Below are 2,796 nucleotides of genomic sequence, written 5' to 3'. Positions count from 1 at the left end.
GGCCGCAGTTCTCGCGGCTCTGACGCGCCCCACTCCGTCGCCCCGTCACGCTGCTCGCGCACCCCGCCTGGGGGCACCCGCGTACCTGCGCGGCACTGCGGTTCTCGCGGGGCTCGCCCTCGTTGGCATGTGGGTCTCGCCAGCTTCCGCGTCGTCGCTACAAGTCAACGCCAGCGGTGGTGGGAGCGCGCTGACGTACGAGTCATGCCTGACGCAACCGGTGGAGGTCTCGGCTGCGGGCGCACACACGGGCAACAACTACTCTCACATCTATGTTGAGGGCCTGACGTCGGCGTGCGTGGGTCTACCGATCACGGTGGGGCTCTACAAGAACAACGGCGACGTGGTGGCGTCAGTAAGCGGCACGGTTGGCCCCGGAGGGAACACCTTCACCACGTCAGGCACGTACCGCTCGAACCAGGTGTCGAAGGCGATCGTGACCGTTGGTGGATGGGTCCAACTGGCGAACTGGACGGGAGTGCTACCGGAGTTGGGTTGCGTCGGCGTGGACGCCAGCGGAGCGGTCGTCGATCCGGACTGCTACTTCACCTCGTGGAGCGGGAGCGGATGGGAACCCAACAGTGTGGACTACCAGGGCAACGTGTACTTCAACGGCTCGACGGACGCACCGTACGTCATCATCACTCTCGACCTCGGACAGGTCGGCGATTTCACCCCCTATGTGGTAACCCCGACGGATTCGGTGCCGACAACCCTTGCGCCGGGCACCACCTGTGCCTCGCTACCAGTGATCAGCATCATGCGTCCCGTACAGAACTACGCCTACACCGACAAGAGATTCTGGGGAGGACTCAACTACTACACGAACCCCGCGCAAGAGACCGCGTTGTCGATCTGCCCGCAGTAACCTCGTTCGTGTTACAGGGGCGTGGCCCAGCGGATCGGCGCCGCGCCTTGCTCCTCAAGCAGCGCGTTCGCGCGTGAGAACGGCCGGGACCCGAAAAACCCCCTCGAAGCACTGAGCGGGCTCGGGTGGGGCGACTCGATGCGCGGCACGTCGCCCAGCATCGGCGCGAGGTTTTGCGCGTCGCGCCCCCACAGGATGGCCACGAGCGGCGCGCCCCGCTCGGCCACGGTGCGGATCGCGTGCTCCGTGAATTCCTCCCAGCCATGGCCCCGATGCGAGCCCGGCTGACCCGGACGGACGGTGAGACACCTGTTGAGCAGCATGACGCCTTGGTCGGCCCAGGGGGTGAGATCGCCCGTGGAGAGGACTTCGCCGGTGTCGGCCGCGAGTTCACGCGCGATGTTGGCGAGCGACCGGGGCATGGGCCTGCCTCGCGGTACCGAGAAGGACAGGCCCATGGGGTCTCCCGGCGTCGGATAGGGGTCCTGCCCGACGATCAGGACTTTGACCTTCGCGAGTGGCCGCTCAAACGCATGGAGGATCGCCGACGCGGCCGGAAGGTAGGCACGGCCGTCCGACAGTTCCGCGCGAAGAAAGGCGCCGACGCTTGCCAACAGTGGCGCTACCGGTTCCAGCGCATCGGCCCAATCAGGGGCCACTTGCTGGCGCCATGCGTCCGTCATGGCATCAGCGTAGCCACGTCGGCGACACCTGTTCTTGGGGCTGGCGTGGCCAAATGACAACGGTGTGATTCGCGGGTACTCTGGCCACATGCCTGCGGCCTCCGTTCACGCCCCCTCTGTTGACATTGCGTCCCTCAGCGAGCGTGACGAGCACATCCTGGCGTTCGAGCGCCAATGGTGGAGGTTTGCGGGCTCCAAGGAGGACGCCGTCCGTGAGAAGTTCGGCATGTCGGCCACGGAGTACTACCAAGTGCTCAACGCCCTCATCGACTCGGAACCGGCCCTAGTGCATGACCCCATGTTGGTGAAGCGGCTGCGGCGCATGCGGTCCTCCCGCCAACGTGGACGCGCGAGTCGGGTCGTCGAAGCGTCGCGCCAGCGGTAGCGTATCCCCGTGCCAGAGTTCCCTCCAGACGAATTCGACGCGGCCGCCGATGAGCGCGGTCCCATCGGCGTTCATCGCAAGCGCAGAGGTTGGTGGCGGTCCGTTGCGGCCGTCCTCATCGTCTTCCTCGTGGGGGGAGCCCTCGCGTATGGCTGGGTGATCTACCTCTGGCGGGCGCAGGGCAACGATGGCATCCCGCCCCTTGACGCGGGCCCGCGGCCCACGGTCACCGCGACCGTGGCCGAAACTCCAGACGTGACCGAGAGCCCCACCGTTTCTGCCAGCGCTTCGCCGACACCGAGCCCCACGCCCACAGTGGCGCCCGTGCAATTCGACGCACCCGTCACGGTTCTCAACGGAGCGGGCATCGGCGGGCTTGCGGGGAGAAACCAAGAGAAGTTGGCGGCGGCAGGCTTCACCGCCGCGACAGCGGGCAACATCACGGGCACCAAGCCAGCGACCAACACGGTGCGGTACTCGGATGCGGCCTTGGAAAGCACCGCCGCGAAGGTGGCCGAGGTGCTCGGCATCGGCACTATCGAGTTCGGCGTGGTGTCGGACGGAGACATCGCCGTGCTGCTGGTGACAGACCCCGCCGCCTAGCTGGGGCCCGCGGGTCCGCTTCGCCTCGCGCGAAAGTGGCCCGCGCCATTTGCACTCTTAGGGGGAGAGTGCCAAAATCGCATTAGCACTCGCACTACGAGAGTGCTAAGACTTCGGCGCCAACGATGAGGCGCTCCCACGATGTGATGTGAACATCGCTGTGAGCGTCGTCCGTCGCGGGCATCAGCGGCGCCACAACCCATCGAAAGAGGAACACACACCCATGGCAAAAATCATTGCCTTCGATGAGGAGGCCC

Annotated in this window: 4 protein-coding genes; 3 read left to right on the top strand and 1 reads right to left on the bottom strand. The window is 66.2% G+C overall.

What is annotated here, in order from left to right; all coding sequences use genetic code 11:
* Positions 1 to 868 (top strand): hypothetical protein (locus QZZ33_RS06815; RefSeq protein ID WP_291379018.1); only part of this gene is annotated, 868 nt, incomplete at its 5' end.
* 11 nt (positions 869 to 879) lie between these two features.
* Here QZZ33_RS06815 and QZZ33_RS06810 read toward each other — a convergent pair.
* Positions 880 to 1,551: a uracil-DNA glycosylase gene (locus QZZ33_RS06810; RefSeq protein ID WP_291379017.1), complete on the bottom strand. Its 672-nt coding sequence runs from the start codon at positions 1,549 to 1,551 to the stop codon at positions 880 to 882.
* 88 nt (positions 1,552 to 1,639) lie between these two features.
* Between QZZ33_RS06810 and QZZ33_RS06805 the strand changes: the two genes are divergently transcribed.
* The gene (locus QZZ33_RS06805; protein ID WP_291379016.1) at positions 1,640 to 1,936 is read left to right on the top strand and encodes a DUF3263 domain-containing protein; all 297 of its coding nucleotides are present in this window, start codon (positions 1,640 to 1,642) and stop codon (positions 1,934 to 1,936) included.
* A gap of 9 nt (positions 1,937 to 1,945) precedes the next feature.
* Complete coding sequence (locus QZZ33_RS06800; RefSeq protein WP_291379015.1) at positions 1,946 to 2,539, top strand: LytR C-terminal domain-containing protein; 594 nt, start codon at positions 1,946 to 1,948, stop codon at positions 2,537 to 2,539.
* Positions 2,540 to 2,796: the final 257 nt, after the last annotated feature.

This window comes from Demequina sp. (assembly GCF_016278775.1).
Lineage (GTDB): Bacteria > Actinomycetota > Actinomycetes > Actinomycetales > Demequinaceae > Demequina.
This window is presented reverse-complemented; position numbering and strand designations above follow the sequence as displayed.